The sequence below is a fragment of the Streptomyces sp. NBC_01077 genome (genome assembly GCF_045162855.1).
Taxonomy (GTDB): domain Bacteria; phylum Actinomycetota; class Actinomycetes; order Streptomycetales; family Streptomycetaceae; genus Streptomyces.
In genome coordinates this window covers 8,233,393-8,246,746 of sequence record NZ_CP108669.1, presented here as the reverse complement: position 1 = coordinate 8,246,746, position 13,354 = coordinate 8,233,393, and the positions used below count along the sequence as shown (strand labels likewise).

Here is a 13,354-nt window from a genome sequence, read left to right as displayed (position 1 = left end):
GCCCGTACACCTCGTCCGCGCGCGTGCCGGGCCGTCCGGGTCAGGCGTACGGGGCCGGCCTCGCCGGAGGACGAATCGCGCGACCGGACGGACCGTGGTCCGCTTGTCCTGGTATGCCCACGAGGCGAACGTCCTGTGCGAGAGGGAGAGGCGGATGACCGAGGAGGCGAACGCCACGCACGCGCGGAGCGGGTACGCACCGGAGTCCGGCGACGGCGGCACGGGCGAGGTCGATCTGCGGCGTGTCGGGATCGATCCGGACTTCTGGTACCCCGTCGCCCGGTCCGCGGGCGTGCCCAGGAACAAGGTCCGCGCGGCCTCGTTCGCGGGACGGCGCATCGCGCTGTACCGGGGCGCCGGCGGGACAGTGTACGCCCTGGAGGACCGCTGTGCCCACCGCCAGGTGCCGCTGAGCCTGGGGGTGGTGGAAGGAGAGGTGCTCCGCTGCTGCTACCACGCGTGGGCCTATCGCGGGAACGGCCGCATCTCACAGATCCCCTACCTGCCCAAGGGCGCCGAACGGCCACCCCGCGGGGTGCGCTCCTACCCCGTCCGCGAGCGCTACGGGCTGGTCTTCGTCTTCCCCGGTGCCCCCGACAGGGCGGAGGTCACTCCCCTGCCCGCGCTCCCCGAGGCGGACTCGGCCCGGCACCGGACCATGATGTTCTCGCGCACGGTGCGCTGCCACTACTCGTTCATGCACGAGAACCTGCTCGACATGAACCACCAGTTCCTGCACAGGGGCGTCCTCGGCCGGATCCAGCCGGAGCTCCTCGGGTACGACACGGGCCCGAGCTTCGTGGAGGCCCGGTACCTCTTCGTCCCCTCCGGCGGGAGGAAGGACCGGGGAGCCGGCCTGCTGTCCGCCGAGGGCGTGGGCGGCGCTTCGACACCCGACGTCGTCACCATCCGCACCGGGTACCCCTACCAGACCCTCCGGGCGGTCCCCGAGACGTCGGGGACGGCCGCGTTCTCGCTGTGGGCCGCCTACGTGCCGGAAGACCTCGAACAGCGGGTCAGCCGCGTGTTCGGGCTGCTCACGATCGCGAAGCCTGCGTTCCCCGGAGCGCTCACGCTGGCCTGGCCGCTCATCCGACGTTTCACCGAGCGCGTGTTCGCCCAGGACAGGATGGCCGTCGAGGCCGAGCAGCGAGCCTGGGACGAGCAGGGGGAGGACTGGAACCAGGAGGTCTTCCCGCTGATCCTCGACGTACGGAAGGTGCTGCGAGCGAACGGCGTCCCGCTCCGTCCCTCCTCTGCCGTCGCCGGTTGCCCGGACGCGGGCGTGTGCGCCGACGCCCGGGGGCACACGCCCCGGTGAGACGAGGACGTCGCCGGCGGACCCGTGACCGTCCGCCGGCGACGGCTGCTCAGGCCCCTCGGTGTCCCAAGGACTCCACGAACCACCCCGTCAGGGTGGTGGGATGGGTGATCGCCGTCCCCACGACGACGGCGTGGGCGCCGCACTCCAGGGCCCGCGCCGCCTGCGCGGGGGTGTGGACGCGTCCCTCCGCGACGACCGGCACGCCGATCGAACCCGCGAGACGCTCCACCAGCTCCAGGTCCGGCCCCGCGTCCTTGCGGCCGTACGTGGCGGGGGTGTAGCCGGACAGCGTGGTGCCCACCAGAGCGGCGCCGAGCTCCGCGGCCCGTACCCCTTCCTCGTACGTGGACACGTCGGCCATCACCAGTCCGCCCGCGGCCCGCACCGCCTCGATCGACTCGGCCACCGGCCGGCTGTCCGGGCGGGGCCGGTCCGTGGCGTCCAGAGCCACGATGTCCGCCCCGGCCTCCAGAACGGCGAGCGCGTGACGGGCCGTCGGAGTGATGTACACGCCCTCCGCCCCGTCCTTCCACAGCCCGATCAGCGGCAGGTCGAGGGCACCGCGGATGGCCCGGAGGTCGTCCAGGCCCTGGGCCCGGATGCCGGCCGCGCCGCCGTCGCGGGCGGCCAGCGCCACCCTGCGCATGGTGTCGGGGTCGCGCATCGGCTCGCCCGGGTACGCCTGGCAGGACACGATCAGCGCGCCGTGGAGACGGTCGACGACCGTACCGGCCGTGGGACGCCCGCTCATCGCAGAACCTCCAGGGCGAGACGTGCCGCGCCGAGGACGGCCGCGTCGCCGCCGAGCGACCCCGGCCGCAACTCCACGCCCCTCAAGGGCGGCAGGAGTTCGGCGGCGAAGGCCTCCCGCAGTGGCTCCCACCATTCCGGGCCGCAGCCGCTGACACCACCGCCGACGAGCACCAGCTCGGGGTCGGTCATGTTCACGATGCCGCCGAGAGCCTCCCCGAGGGCCCGTGCACCGAGCCCGAGCACCCGACGGGCCTCGGCGTCGCCCGCCGAGGCCAGGGCGGAGACCTCTGACACGGAGGCGGCGGGCGCGGTGCCGCGCCGGAGGTACGCGGCGAGCAGCGCGGGGCCGCTGCCGACCGCCTCGGCGTGTCCGGTCCCGCCGCAGGTGCAGGGCGCCCCGGCGGCCGACGGCACGGGGACGTGACCGGCGTGGCCCGCCACCGACCGGGCACCGTGGTGCACGCGGCCGTCGATCAGGAGCGAGCCCCCGATCCCGGTGCCGACCGCGACAAGGAGGACATGGCGGTGGCCGGCGGCGGCCCCGAGCCACGCCTCGCCCAGGGCGTGCGCGTGGACGTCGTTGTCGACCGAGACGGGGACGCCGAGCGCCTGTTCCAGGTCCCGGCGCAGCTCGGTCCCGGCCCAGCCGGGGAGTGCGTCGGTGGCCGAGACGATCCGGCCGGCCGTCGGATCGACGACGCCGGCGCTGCCGACGCCGACCGCCGCCACCGGCTCGCCCAGCTCCCGTACGGCCCGCACCGCGGCGGCGACCACGGCTTCCGGGCCGTCCGCTGCCGGGGTGGGCAGCGTGTGGCGCCGCATCAGGGTGCCGTTCGGGTCGACCAGACCGGCGGCGGTCTTCGTGCCGCCGATGTCGATTCCGGCGACCAGGCTCATCGCAGGCCCGCCCGCTCCAGGATCTCCGCGATCCGCGCGGTCTCCGCCTCGTCCAGCGGGCGCATCGGCGGGCTGACGAGGTTGGTGTCGATGATGCCGCGGACCTTCAGTGCCGTCTTGAACGCGCCGAGACCGCCCGCCGTCGCGGAGGCGGTGCCCGGAACCGCGACGGTCACGATCTCGAAGAGCCGGGCGATCCGGTCCTGCTCGGCCTTCGCCGCCACCCAGTCGCCGGCCGCGGCCAGCCGGTCCAGTCGCACGTAGCCGTGCGGATCGACGTTGCCCAGACCGGGCACGGCGCCGTCGGCGCCGCCGAGCAGCATCGCGTCGACGACGACCTCGTGGCCGGTGAGCACGGCGAAGTCCGGCAGCTCCTGGGCCCCGAGGCACAGGTAGCGCAGGCCGACGTCGTCGCCGCTGGAGTCCTTGATGCCGGCGAGGACCCCGTCGGCGGCGAGCCGCAGCACCAGGTCGGTCGACAGCTTGCTGTGGACGCAGACCGGCACGTCGTAGGCGAGGAGCGGCAGATCCACCGCGTCGGCGAGGAGCCGGAAGTGCCGGTCGATCTCGGTCTCGTGGGTGCGGGTGTAGAAGGGGGCGGTCGCGACGACGGCGTCCGCACCGCTCTTGTGGGCGGCCACCGCGCGCTCGGCGGCGCGGTTGGTGGTCTGCTCGATCGTGCCGACGACGACGGGGACCTGCCCGCCGGCGGCGCCGACGATCGTGTCGACGACGATGTCCTTCTGGGTGTCGGTCAGATACGCGGTCTCGCCGGAACTGCCGAGGGCGAAGAGGCCGGTCACCCCGCCCTCGATGAGGAAGCCGACAAGCCGCTCCAGCGAGGCGGTGTCGATGTCGCCGTCAGCGGTCAGCGGGGTGACCACGGGCGGAATGACACCGGTGAAGCGGGGGGTACGGGCGTTCACGACGTGCTCCTGGCGATGTGTGCGGGGGATGTGGAACGGGGGAGGGAGGAAGTCGGGGCGTCGTCCGTCAGCGGATGGACGCAGTGCCAGCGGTGGCCGTCAGGGGTGCTTCCCGCGGCTGGGAAGTCGGTCGCGCAGTCGTCGTCCGCCTTCCAGCAGCGCGTGCGGAACGGGCAGCCGCTGGGCGGATTGACGGCGGAGGGCACCGGGCCGGTCAGGACGATCCGCTCGGTGTGCTCCAGCAGACTCGGCGTCGCGGAGAACAGGGCCTCGGTGTACGGGTGTGTGGGCGCGGCCGACACGGCGCGGGCCGGGCCCTCCTCGACGATCCGCCCCAGGTACAGCACGGCGAGGCGGTCGGAGAGGTGACGCACCGTCTGGATGTCGTGCGAGATGAACACCATGCCGAGGCCGAGCCGGGCACGCAGGTCGACGAGCAGGTTCAGGACCTGGGCCCGGACGGAGACGTCGAGCGCGGAGGTCGGCTCGTCGGCCACGATGACGTCGGGCTCGAGGGCGAGCGCCCGTGCGATGGCGACCCGCTGGCGCTGGCCGCCGGACAGCTGACCGGGCAGGGCCCGGAGCGTGTGACCGGGCAGGCCCACGAGGTCGAGCAGCTCCTCGACCCGCTCCTCCCGCTCCGCCGCGGTACCGCGGCGGTGGACGTCGAGCGGGTCGCGGAGGATCCGCCCCACGGACATGCGCGGGTTGAGCGCGGTGGCCGGGTCCTGGAAGACCACACCGACCGAGGCGCCGAACTCCTTGCGACGGCGGGCGCCGGGCATCTGCCACAGGTCCTCGCCGCGGAAGTGCACGGTTCCCTCAGTGGGCTTCTGAAGGCCGGTCAGGACGCGGGCCAGCGTCGACTTGCCGCAGCCGGACTCGCCGACCAGGCCGAGGATCTCGCCCTTGGCGACCTCCAGCGAGGCATCGGTCAGCGCGTGGACCGCGTCGTGGCGGAACAGTCCGCCGCCGCGCGCCTTGTGCCGGACGTGGATGTTCTCCAGGCGGATCATCGGACGGCCTCCTTCTGGTGCTCGACGGCCATCGCCGGGTGGTGACAGGCGAATCCGTGGGTCCGGCCGCCGAGGTCGGTCAGCTCCGGAGGCGTCGTACGGCAGAGCTCCGTGACCGCATCGCAGCGCGAGGCGAACCGGCAGCCGGCGTCGAACTGCTTCGGGGCGGGGACCACGCCGTGGATCTGGTGCAGCCGCTCCGCGCCTCCCTCCAGGGAGACGACCGAGCCGAGCAGACCACGGCTGTAGTGGTGCGAGGGGGCGAGCAGCACGGACCGGGTGTCGCCGACCTCGGCGAGCTGTCCGGCGTACATGACCGCGACCCGGTGGGAGAGGTCGCCCACGAGCGCCAGATCGTGCGAGACCAGGACCATCGCGAAGCCGAGCTCGTCGCGGAGCCGGACGAGGAGTTCCACCACCTGGGCCTGGACGGTGACGTCCAGGGCCGTGGTCGGTTCGTCGGCGATGAGGAGCCGGGGGCTTCGGGAGAGCGCCATGGCGATGAGGACGCGCTGGCGCTGGCCGCCGGACAGCTCGTGCGGGTAACTGCTGAGCGTGCGCCGCGGGTCGAGGCCGACCAGCTCCAGGAGCTCGGCGGGGGTCCGGGTGCCGCCGCGCGAGGTGAGCTGACGCAGCTGCTTGCCGACCAGGATCGACGGGTTGAGGGACGACAGGGCGTCCTGGTAGACCATCGCGATCTCGGGTCCGGCGAGCGTCTGCCGTTCCTTGCGGTCCATCGTCAGCAGGTTCCGGCCGCGGTACTCGATGGTGCCGGAGACCTCGGCGTTGCGGGCGAGCAGGCCCATGACGGCGAGGCTGGTGATCGACTTGCCGCAGCCGGACTCGCCGACCAGGCCGAGCGTCTCGCCCTCACGGACGGTGAAGGAGATGCCGTCGACGACGTTCACGTCGCCGTACCGGTCCGGGAAACGGATCGCGAGGTCCTTCACGACGAGCAGCTCGGGGGCGTCGTCCGCCACCGGCCGGGTGGCCGGCGGGGTGGCGCGGACGACCGCCGCGAGCCGGGCGAGCGCGGCGTCGACCTCCTCGTGGGAGCGGGGCTCCGGCGCCGGACGGGCCGCCTCCCGCTTGGTGTTCCCGTCCTCCGTGCGGCCCGTCCTGGGAGCGGCCGAGGCATCGGTGAGTCCCTCGGAGAGGATGTTGAGCGCCAGGACGGTCACCAGCAGGACGAGGCCGGGGAAGAAGGTGGCCCACCAGCCACCGGAGAGCAGGATCTGCCGCCCGTAGGACAGGACGTTGCCCCAGCTGGGGTCCGGGTCCTGCACGCCGGCGCCGATGAAGGACAGACTGGCCTCGAAGATGATCGCCTCGGCGACCAGGACGGTCGCGAAGACCATCACGGGCGCGGCGCAGTTGACCGCGACGTGCCTCAGCACGATGTGGCCGCGCCGGGCGCCGATCACCTTCTCGGCGGCCACGTAGTCCTCGCCGTACTGGGCGAGGACGTTGGCGCGGACGACGCGCGCCAGGGACGGCACGTACACGAAGGCGATGCTGCCGACGATCACGGGGACACTCGGCCCGAACACGGCCACGAGCACGGCGGCCAGCGCGATCGGCGGGAAGGACATGACGACGTCGAGCGTGCGCATCACCGACTCGTCGCCCAGCTTGCGCGAGGTGGCGGCCAGAGCACCGAGGAACGCGCCGCCGACCACCGCGAGGGCGGTGGCGCCGAGGCCGATGAGAAGCGAGTAGCGGGCGCCGTGGACGACCCGGGAGAAGACGTCGCGGCCGACGCGGTCGGTGCCGAACCAGTGGTCGGCGCCGGGCGGCTGTACCGGGGAGCCGGTGGCCAGCGGGTCGGAGGCGATCAGCGGCGCGAGAACGGCGGCCACGGTGACGAGCAGCAGGATGCCGACGGCGATGCGTGACGTGACCGGCAGCGAGCGGAGGCGGATGCCGGGACGGGAGAGCCTCTTGGCGAGGCGACCTGTGAACATGCGTCACACCGTCCTGATACGGGGGTTGACCAGCAGGTACAGGAGGTCGACGACGACGTTGACGACCAGGAACGCGAGGGCGATGGTGAGCACGGTGCCCTGGACGAGGGCCGTGTCGCCGCCGGTGACGCCTTCGAGGATCAGCTTGCCCATGCCGGGCAGGTCGAAGATCGTCTCGATGACGACGGCGCCGCTGAGGAGATAGCCGACCTTGATGCCGAGCACGGTCAGCGGGGTGACCAGGGCGTTGCGCAGCACCCCTCGGACGACCAGCGACCGCGGGAGACCGTTGCCCGTCGCGGTGCGGACGTAGTCCCGGTCGAGCTCGGCGACCATCGAGGTCCGGATCAGCCGGGCGAGCGACGCGGCGACGGGGATGGCCAGGGAGATCGCGGGGAGGGCCATCGCCCGCAGCCACCCGGAGAACGATTCGGCCGGGTTGACGTAGCCGCCCGTCGGGAAGACGGGGGTGTTGAGGGCGAACTGCTGGATGAGTACGACACCGAGCCAGAAGGAGGGAATCGCGATGCCGGCCATGGACAGCACCCGGGTGACCTGGTCGGGCCAGCGGTCGCGCTGGACCGCGCCGGTCACACCCATGGCGACGGCGAGGACGATCGCGAGGACGAGTCCCAGTGCGGTGAGCTGCATGGTGACGGGGAGCGCGATCGCGATCCGGTCGGCGACGGGCTGACTCGGCGGCATGGTGACGCCGAGGTCGCCGCGCAGCAGTTGGCCGAGGAAGTCCACGTACCGCAGGGGCAGCGGGTCGTCGAGCCCGTGCTCCGCGGCGAATGCGGCGCGGGCTTCGGGGGTGGCACCTTCGCCGAGTGCGTTGAACGCGGGGTCGGCGGGAGAGAACTGCAGCACCACGAAGACCAGCAGGGTGATGCCGAGGATCATCACCGGCATGATCGCGATGCGGCGCAACGCGAGCCGGAGGAGGACAACCATCTTTCGGTTCCTAGGGGTTGGAGGGGAACCCGGCCGACCCGGGGGGACGGGCCGGCCCGGACCCGGTCAGTCGCGGCCGACGTCGAGGAACGACATACCGGTGGTGGGCAGCGGGGCGAAGCCCGGCAGCGCCTTGTCGTTCCAGGCGGTGGGCAGCTTGCGGTGCAGGATCGGGTAGAGGGGCGCCTCGTCGGCGACGATGTCGGTCACCTGCCCCCACAGCCGCTTGCGCTCGGCCGCGTCGGAGCTGCGGGCGGCCTGGTCCAGCAGGGCGCGGACCTGCTTGTCCGGCGCGCTGCCGGCCCAGCGGTACCGCTTGGTCGGCCAGGTTCCCTCGTAGAACCAGCGCAGCAGCAGGTCGACGTCGTTGCCGAAGACGGACGGGTCGCCCGGTGCGACGAGGACCTGGAACTGGCCCTTGTCGACCTTCCCGTACTGGGCGGAGGACTGGCCGATGTCGAGCGTGGTCTTCACGCCGACCGCGTCGAGGCTCTCCTTGATCAGCGGGGCGATGTCCTTGACCCAGCCGGTGTCGGTGGTGAGCAGCTCGATGGAGAGGTTGGTCGCGCCCGCCTCGGCGAGCAGCTTCTTCGCCTTCGCCGGGTCGTAGGTGTAGACGGTGGAGGCCTTGTGGAAGTCGGGGTGGGTCGTCTGCAGGTAGCCCTGCGCGGCGGTTCCGTTGCCCATCATCGCGGTGCTGATGATCTTGTCGACGTCGAGCGCGTAGTGCAGGGCCTGACGGACCCGCTTGTCGTCGAAGGGCTTCTGCGCGGTGTTGAACATCATGAAGAGCTGGCCGAAGGACTGCACGGAGTCGACGGTGGCCTTTGCGGAGAGGCGCTCGGCGTCGATGTAGGGGACGTCCTCGATGGCCTGGACCCGGCCGGACTCCAGGGCGCTGACCCGGGCGGCCGGGTCCGACATGAGACGCCAGGTCATGTTCTTGACCTTGGCCTTGTCACGGCCGTTGTACTTGTCGTACGCCTCGAAGACGATCTTGTCTTCCTTGGTCGCGGAGACCAGGCGGTACGGGCCCGAGCCGACGGGCTTGGCGTCGAACCCCTTGGGGTCGGCCAGCACCAGTTTCTTGGGGACGATCTTCGCGACGGTGACCCGGGACGGGAACAGGTCGAACGCGTACTTGAGCTTGAACTCGACCGTCGAGGCGTCGACGGCCTTCACCTCGTCGAGGAAGGGCAGGAACTGCGCCATCAGCGAGGCGTTCTTCGGGTCGAGGATGCGCTCGAAACTGAAGACCACGTCCTCGGTGGTCACCGGCGAGCCGTCGTGGAAGGTGGCACCGGCCCGCAGGGTCGCCCGATAGGTGGTCGCGTCGACCTTCGTCGGCAGGGCGGTGGCAAGCGCGGGACGGGCGACCAGGGTGGCCGGGTCGAGGTCGGCGAGCCCTTCGAAGACGTGTGTGTTCGCGGCGACGGGGGTGGCACCGGACGCCGTCATCGGGTCGAATCCCGTGGAGAGCGCGTACGAGATCCCTGCCTCGATGGAGCTGCTGCCCGAACCGGCGGTGGAACCGGTGGAGGCGGGACCGCCACACGCGGCGAGAGTGCCGGTCAGCATGGCTGCCGCGCCGACGGCTCCGGTGTAGCGCAGGAAACTGCGGCGGTTGAATCCTGCGGGTGTCCGCTGCGACACGGGGTCCTCCTAGGGGCAACGTTCACTCGGGGAAGAGCCTAAAGTTCAGACGTCTGATGTCCGATGGCTTGATAGCGTGTGAACCTAGCTGGACGAGGGAGAGGGGTCAATAGGTGGCCAGTCCTGAGATTTCCGAAACGCGCCGGGGGCGCGCGTCGCTCCGCAAGGAGGTCGCGGAGGAGATCAAGCGCTACATGCTCGACAACCGCATGCGGCCCGGCGATCCCCTGCCGACCGAGGCCGAGCTCTGCATCGCGCTGAGCGCGAGTCGCTCCAGCGTCCGCGAGGCGGTCAAGACCCTGGCCGCGCTCGACATCGTCGAAGTGCGCCATGGCCACGGCACGTACGTGGGCCGACTGAGCCTCTCCGCACTGGTCGAATCCATGACCTTCCGCGGCATGCTGAGCCCGGACGACGACTTCCAGGTGTACGCGGACCTCGTCGACGTACGGGAACTCTTCGAGCGCGGCAACGCCGAACGCATCATCGGCGCGCTGAGCCCGCAGCACCTCGACACGCTCGACGGACTGGTCGCCGAGATGGAACGACAGGGTGCGGGCGGCGGCGACGGATTCGTGTCCTCGGACCGGGCCTTCCACGCGCTGCTCGTGGAGCCGCTCGGCAACGAGCTGGTCAGTCAGCTGACGCTCGCGTTCTGGGACGTCTACTCGATCGTCTCGCCCCATCTGAACCTGATGACCATCGAGGACGAGAAGGTGACCGTGGACGTCCACCGCCGGATCGTCGAGGCGGCGCGCGCAGGCGACCCTGTCGCCTTCGTCGCCGCCGTCGCCGACCACTACGCCCCGGTGCGGCGCCGACTCGCCGCCGCCCGGAGCCGGACGGGCGACATCACGGCCTGATCCCCCGCAGCCTCGACCGCCACGACGGCGCCCGCCCGGACAGATCCGGGCGGGCGCCGTCCCACTTGCGGGCCGCTCCTCGACCGGCCTTGACCGGCCGGCGCAGCGCTCCTTAGAGTCACGGGACATCAGACATCGTACGTCTGATCCCAGCACCGAGGAGGCATCCGTGCCGCTGACCGATCTGACTCTCGAGGAGTGCCTGGCATACCGGCCCGAGCTGCCGGCGCCGGCCGATTTCGATGCCTTCTGGTCCCGCACTCTCGCCGCGACCGCCGTCGCGACCGTGGGCACCACTCCGGAGCTCCGCCCGGTCCACAACGGCCTGACACTGATCGACACGTACGACGTGACCGTCGCCGGATTCGACGGCCGGCCGGTACGTGGCTGGCTGCGCGTCCCGTCCGGCGCGACCGGGCCTCTGGGGTGCGTCGTCGAATTCCTCGGATACGGCCGCGGTCGCGGCCTGCCCCACGAGAACCTGCTCCATCCGGCCGCCGGACACGCCCACTTCCTCATGGACACCCGCGGCCAGGGCTGGTCCGCCGCCCCCGGAGCCACCGACGACCCGGCACCGGGCACGAGTGGCACCGTCCCCGGCTTCCTCACCCGAGGCATCCACGACCCCCAGGCGCACTACTACCGGCGGCTGTTCACCGACGCCGTGCGGTGGACCGAGGCGGCCCGCCGCCTGCCGATGGTCGACCCGGCCCGGATCGTCGTCACCGGGTTCAGCCAGGGCGGCGGCATAGCCCTCGCCGTCGCCGGACTCGTGCCCGGTCTGGCCGGCGTGATGCCGGACGTGCCGTTCCTGTGCCACATCCGGCGCGGCGCCGAGATCGCGCCGGAGCCGCCGTACACCGAGATCGCCCAGTATCTCGCCCTCCACCGCGACCGCGCCGAGCAGGTGTTCACCACCCTGTCCTACTTCGACGGCATGCACTTCGCGGCCAGGGCGGACGCGCCCGCGCTCTTCTCGATCGCACTGATGGACCCGATCTGCCCGCCCTCCACCTGCTTCACCGCCTATCACCGGTACGCCGCGGAGAAGTCGGTCGAGGTGTACCCCTTCAACGGCCACGAGGGCGGCGGCCGTATGCACGAGCAGGTCCAACTCGCCTTCGTGCGTGACCGCATCGGCTGATCACCCGCCGCCCCCCTGCCTCTCCGGCCACGGCCGGAGAGGCAGCAGGTCCCGGGCGAGCAGGCCCGCGCCCACACACCCGGCGGCGTCCCCGAGGGCCGCCGGGACGATCGCGGGCAGCTTCTGGAACGTGACCCGTTCCGCCACTGCCGCGCGTAGGGGTGTGAACAAGGTGTCGCCGGCCTCGGCGAGGCCGCCGCCGATGATCAGCGTGCCGGGATCCAGCACCGTCAGCGCGGTGACCAGGCCGTCGGCGAGGGCGTCGACCGCCGCCCGCCACACCCCGGACGCGGTGTCGTCGCCCGCCTCGACGGCCCGGGCGCAGCCGGCGGCGTCGGCGGCGGGGTCGCCGCTCGCGGTGGCCCAGGCACGACCGACCACGGCTGCGGAGGCCACGGCCTCCAGGCAGCCACGCCCGCCGCAGCCGCACACCGGGCCGCCGGGTCGTACGACGATGTGGCCGATCTCGCCGGCGCAGCCGCGGGCACCGGCCTCGATGCCGTCGTCCATGCCGATCGCACCGGCGATGCGGGTACCGAGTGACACGAACAGGAAGCGGCCGGTGCCCCGGCCCGCCCCGATGCGGCCCTCGGCGAGGCCGCCGGTGCGCACGTCGTGCCCGAGCACGACGGGGATCCGCCCGAGCCTCTGGCTGAGCAGCCCCCGCAGCGGGAGGTTCCGCCAGCCGAGGTCGGCGGATCGGACGGCGACGCCCTGCTCCGCGTCGACGATGCCGGGCACGACGACCCCGGCGGCCTCCGCCACCGTACCGAAGCGGGTCTGTCCGTGGGCACGCAGCTCCTTCGCGAAGCCGAGGATCGACTCCACGACGGCGTCGGGCCCGCCTTCGCGCCCGGTGGCCCGCCGCGCCTCGTACAAGAACGACCCGTCCAGACCGACAAGAGCTGCCGTCATGACGGTGCTGCCGACGTCGAGGGCGATGACATGTCTCACGGGAACACTCTCACTGGTGACTTCCAGTGGGTCCGACCACAGGGTGGGCTGGCTCATCCCTGGGAGATGTCCAGGATGCGGATGTCGTCGTGATAGACGACGCGCGTCGGTACGTCTCCCTTTTCGAGTGTCTGGCCGGGGCGGTAGAGACCCCACTTGATGTAGCCGAAATCCGCCGGGTTCACGGGGTGGAAGGTCTTCACGCCCTCGTACGCCTGACGCAGTGTGAACTGCGATTCGCCGGGCATCCGGGTGGAGACCTTGTAGTAGCCGGTGTTGTCGTCCGTCCAGCTCACGTCCACGCGGAAGTGCATCCACGCACCGAGGTGCGGGCGGAAGTCGCCGACCACGGTGGACTGGAGGTCGAGGGTCGGCGACCGGAACGCGATGCTGTTCCGCTTGGTCATGAGGTAGAAGGAGGGAAGGTTTCCGCCGGCGTGCTTCCCCTGGAAGATGATGTCGCCGGTTTCGGAGTCCCCGGGCTCATAGGTCTTCCAGTCCTTCAACAGGACGCTGAACTCGTACCGTTGCTCGTCGCCCACGACGAACTTCCCCTCGTGGACTTCGTTCGTGGCGCTCTCGCTGCGCGGGGCGCCGTCGGAGACGTAGCCGGGATCGCCCAGGGTCACCTTGTGCGCGACGGCGTGGTCCTCGCCTGCGTCGACGACGTACGACGCGTCGGCCGCGGTCGCGTGCGTCGTGGTCAGGTCCGGAATGCCGGAGTTCAGTGTGCCGTTCCTGTAGTTGACGGTCAGCAGGGTCGAGGAGCCGCTGCTCGTGCTGCAGGATCCCCCCGAAGCCCGGCTCACGCCTTCCTGCCCTGCCTGCGCGGTGGCCAGGCCCGCGAGGGTGAGCGCCCCCGCCGCCGCCACTGCGATGATCGACCGCCTCGTCGACTTCTCCATG

12 protein-coding genes are annotated in these 13,354 nt (G+C 71.7%); 3 read left to right on the top strand and 9 right to left on the bottom strand.

The features are described 5' to 3' along the window. Positions 1 to 154 precede the first annotated feature (154 nt). A complete protein-coding gene (locus tag OG462_RS37155) occupies positions 155 to 1,321 on the top strand; it encodes a Rieske 2Fe-2S domain-containing protein (RefSeq protein ID WP_406064729.1) in 1,167 nt (388 codons plus the stop codon). Between the two features lie 49 nt (positions 1,322 to 1,370). On the opposite strand, the gene OG462_RS37150 is transcribed toward OG462_RS37155, so the two are convergent. The 7 genes from OG462_RS37150 to OG462_RS37120 form a co-directional block, all read right to left on the bottom strand. Beyond that, a complete protein-coding gene (locus OG462_RS37150) occupies positions 1,371 to 2,075 on the bottom strand; it encodes an N-acetylmannosamine-6-phosphate 2-epimerase (protein ID WP_406064727.1) in 705 nt (234 codons plus the stop codon). Beyond that, complete coding sequence (locus OG462_RS37145) at positions 2,072 to 2,974, bottom strand: ROK family protein (protein ID WP_406064725.1); 903 nt, start codon at positions 2,972 to 2,974, stop codon at positions 2,072 to 2,074. Before OG462_RS37145 ends, OG462_RS37150 begins: the two co-directional genes overlap by 4 nt. Next, positions 2,971 to 3,900 (bottom strand): dihydrodipicolinate synthase family protein, encoded by a 930-nt coding sequence (locus tag OG462_RS37140; RefSeq protein WP_406064723.1) that lies wholly within the window; start codon positions 3,898 to 3,900, stop codon positions 2,971 to 2,973. Before OG462_RS37140 ends, OG462_RS37145 begins: the two co-directional genes overlap by 4 nt. Then, positions 3,897 to 4,916 (bottom strand): oligopeptide/dipeptide ABC transporter ATP-binding protein, encoded by a 1,020-nt coding sequence (locus OG462_RS37135; RefSeq protein WP_406064721.1) that lies wholly within the window; start codon positions 4,914 to 4,916, stop codon positions 3,897 to 3,899. Before OG462_RS37135 ends, OG462_RS37140 begins: the two co-directional genes overlap by 4 nt. Then, a complete protein-coding gene (locus OG462_RS37130; protein WP_406064720.1) occupies positions 4,913 to 6,880 on the bottom strand; it encodes a dipeptide/oligopeptide/nickel ABC transporter permease/ATP-binding protein in 1,968 nt (655 codons plus the stop codon). The genes OG462_RS37135 and OG462_RS37130 overlap by 4 nt, the downstream gene beginning before the upstream one ends. A 3-nt stretch (positions 6,881 to 6,883) precedes the next feature. Further along, complete coding sequence (locus OG462_RS37125) at positions 6,884 to 7,834, bottom strand: ABC transporter permease (RefSeq protein WP_406064718.1); 951 nt, start codon at positions 7,832 to 7,834, stop codon at positions 6,884 to 6,886. A gap of 66 nt (positions 7,835 to 7,900) precedes the next feature. Continuing rightward, positions 7,901 to 9,487 (bottom strand): ABC transporter substrate-binding protein, encoded by a 1,587-nt coding sequence (locus OG462_RS37120; RefSeq protein ID WP_406064716.1) that lies wholly within the window; start codon positions 9,485 to 9,487, stop codon positions 7,901 to 7,903. A gap of 128 nt (positions 9,488 to 9,615) precedes the next feature. Here OG462_RS37120 and OG462_RS37115 point away from each other — a divergent pair, with 128 nt between their 5' ends. After that, the gene (locus tag OG462_RS37115; protein ID WP_406066862.1) at positions 9,616 to 10,350 is read left to right on the top strand and encodes a FadR/GntR family transcriptional regulator; all 735 of its coding nucleotides are present in this window, start codon (positions 9,616 to 9,618) and stop codon (positions 10,348 to 10,350) included. A 169-nt stretch (positions 10,351 to 10,519) separates the two neighbouring features. After that, positions 10,520 to 11,494, top strand: coding sequence for an acetylxylan esterase (locus OG462_RS37110; RefSeq protein ID WP_406064714.1), 975 nt, complete (start codon positions 10,520 to 10,522; stop codon positions 11,492 to 11,494). Here OG462_RS37110 and OG462_RS37105 read toward each other — a convergent pair whose 3' ends face one another. Together OG462_RS37105 and OG462_RS37100 are read right to left on the bottom strand one after the other, a co-directional pair. Continuing rightward, positions 11,495 to 12,448 (bottom strand): ROK family protein, encoded by a 954-nt coding sequence (locus OG462_RS37105; RefSeq protein WP_406064712.1) that lies wholly within the window; start codon positions 12,446 to 12,448, stop codon positions 11,495 to 11,497. A 53-nt stretch (positions 12,449 to 12,501) separates the two neighbouring features. Continuing rightward, on the bottom strand, positions 12,502 to 13,353 hold the full coding sequence (locus OG462_RS37100; protein WP_406064710.1) for a heparin lyase I family protein: 852 nt from the start codon (positions 13,351 to 13,353) through the stop codon (positions 12,502 to 12,504). Position 13,354: the final 1 nt, after the last annotated feature.